This window comes from Shewanella surugensis, assembly GCF_023284005.1.
In the GTDB taxonomy this organism is placed as follows: Bacteria; Pseudomonadota; Gammaproteobacteria; order Enterobacterales; family Shewanellaceae; genus Shewanella; species Shewanella surugensis.
In genome coordinates, this window is the sequence record NZ_JAKIKS010000252.1 from 1 (window position 1) to 2867 (window position 2867).

General features: G+C 32.9%; 1 protein-coding gene. It reads right to left on the bottom strand.

Annotated features, from left to right (window positions below):
- Positions 1–225: 225 nt before the first annotated feature.
- On the bottom strand, positions 226–2385 hold the full coding sequence (locus L2764_RS26585) for an FUSC family protein (protein WP_248943349.1): 2160 nt from the start codon (positions 2383–2385) through the stop codon (positions 226–228).
- Positions 2386–2867: the final 482 nt, after the last annotated feature.

Sequence of the window (2867 nt, forward strand, 5' to 3'; positions counted from 1 at the left end):
TGCGGTGCGCCAAGTCAGCGAAATAAGCTAAAAAAGGCGAGTTGGGACGATGATTACAGGGCAAAAGTTTTCTTTGGTTAATTATCCGACAAAGTATGCTCCCGCCCTGCTCAATTAATGCTATGAACTAGGTTGTTTGGAAGTCCAGTTAGTACTGGTTGGAAGGGTTGGCTTTATGCGATGTTAACATAATGACTGACTTGAGATCGGCTTGCCAAGCTTATTTCAGACGACTCTGCTTTGCCTCTCCATCTTTCGCAGAGACTTAATGATAGAGTCCATGCATTCAAAATATTGCTCTGTTGAATGAGTTATTTTATTGAGCGTGCATTGAAGATCTTGGCGTTGTTCCTTATCTTGATCTTTCGAAAGAGCTCTACAGATTTCTATTTTTTCATTAACTTGATCAAGATTACTTTCTCTAACCAGCATCAATTCAGCTAATGTATTTAATTGGAGATGACTCTTTTTATTGAAAAATATTCCTTCTTTTAAATAAAAATTATAAGCGTGATAGAGCTCACCATAATATGTGGTAAGAGCGGATAAACATGTTTTTTTTGTTTCGAATTCAATTAGCTGGTCTTCACATTTTCGTATATCATAAATGGTTCTGTGTATGTAATTTAGGTGAAAGATAATTTGGCTTTCGTAATGTGTCTTTTCAGGAACGCTGAGTAAAGATAAAAGATAACTAATCGATTTCCGTGGCCTTGAAAAAATTTGAATATAGTTATCAATAGTATTTTTTTGGGATATGAGCATTGCTTCAATAATCGTTAGAGAAAAAATGCCAATGATTATAGATCCAAGTCTATCGAATATTAGAAACTGAGCGGTGCTGGGTGTTAAAAAATATAATCCGCTAATAACAAGTGGAAATATACCTTGAAGCCCAAAATATGAGATCTCAGAACTGCTGGCATTTATATATTGATAAAAGAATAAAGCCATAAAAATAATGACATAACCAACAATGGGTAAAAAAGCACTGATCTTGAATGTTAAAATCACCACGATGCAGGCTGTAAGGCAGCCAAAGAAACGTTGAGTTCCCTTATATTTTGAAGCATCATGGGAGAATGTCATACACATACATATTGTAATTCCCACTGTCATGATATCTTTCCAACCTGCTAACTCCCATAGAAAAGGAATTGTGAAAATACTAAATCCGCGTATTAGGCAATTTTTAAAAACTAAAAATTCAAAATTTTGAAATAACTCAAAAGTAATCGTTTTTATTAAACGTTCTTTCATCGTGATGTTTAATAACCGCATGGGTCTAGCATCAATAATTGTAGAGATATTTTTTAATGTTTGAAGGTAAAGTTTTAAAAGCTCTTGATCATTTTGATGAGACAGTTGACGATTCTCAATCTTATGAATATGTGATGCGATTTTTTTGGTGAAATATTCAAAATCCTCTTCATAGAATATAAACGTCTCTTTTTTTATAGACTCTACAATAGTTTGAGCATACGCTACTTCCATTACTTTCAATATATCAGTAAAATTTATTTTGGTTTGTGTAATATCTGGCGTAATGTGCTTGTATGCATAAATAATCGATTGCAAAAAATTTCTAGCTGATTGCTCAAGTCTTTCGAATGGGATATTAGAAGGTTGAAGTTTTTTTTCAAAACGGAGTGTAGTTAATAAATTTTGAAGGTTTATAATGCGCGCAGACTGCTGTAAGTATGCTTTTTCAAATGCTTCGTCATTAGATATGCCATTATACTTTTCTAATACAAACTTATAAAGGTGAGACCAATCAAGATTAATTTCAACTAAATTATTTTGAGCGGTTTTGGTGCTTAGTGATTTAAAAATGAAAAATGAACATGTTGTGGCAACAAAAACACCCAACAGCACTTCAGCAGTACGCAATAGAAATGTAGTCATAAAAGAATCAATGCTAGGGCTTGCAATTGCATAATTTGTGAATATAACAATCACACAGGTCAGCACACTCATTATCCATGCATAACTATACGTTTGTTCCTTTATGCTAAGATAAAGTGCAATAGTACAAAATATAGCGCTACTCACGATATATAAAACGATATATTCAAAAAACAAAATGCTAATTAACAAGCCTGCAATACCACCAATGATTGTTCCCGTAGTCCTTATAATCGTTTTTTCAAATGTACCACCAAAAGTGTTTTGAGATGCAAACAGCGCAGAAAGTGCCACCCAAGTTGGGTCGGGAAGTTTCAGTATCCAAGCTATACTCATCGCAATTGAAATTGCAATAGCAGAACGTAATGAAAATCTAACTTTTTGATTGTAAATTGAAAATAATTTAATTTCCGATATTAAGCCATTAAACAATCTCTGAGATTCTTGAACAAAAGGAATATTTTTGATATGTTTGTTCATGGTTTTTTTGCCTTAATTTTAGCTTCGTCCACTCTATCGACAAGTATGCAATAAATTCATATAGTATGTATGATTAACGGTATTATATAATGATGAGTCCCAGAAATAGTGCACACCAGAGTAAGTGAGTATAATCACTAATTGAGGTGGACAAGGACAACACAAAGAATCGTAAAGCCTATTCAGCAGAATTCAAAGCTGAAGCATCCAATAGATCAGTTTTATTATAAGTTAATGGCTGAAATAACAGCAGAAAACGGTAATAAGTACCCGAGTATAAAATTACCAACAATTAGGTTAATATTTAATCTTTGATATTTTTTACATTACCAATGATATAGAACTTGTATCAATATCGAAATTTTTGTATGACTATCATTAGTATATGAATTATCACTTTTTATAAATGAAACAAGTTAGAGCCCTGTTACCTCATGAGTTCACCACGCTAGAAGAAGCGTTCAAGAATCATCCTAAACATC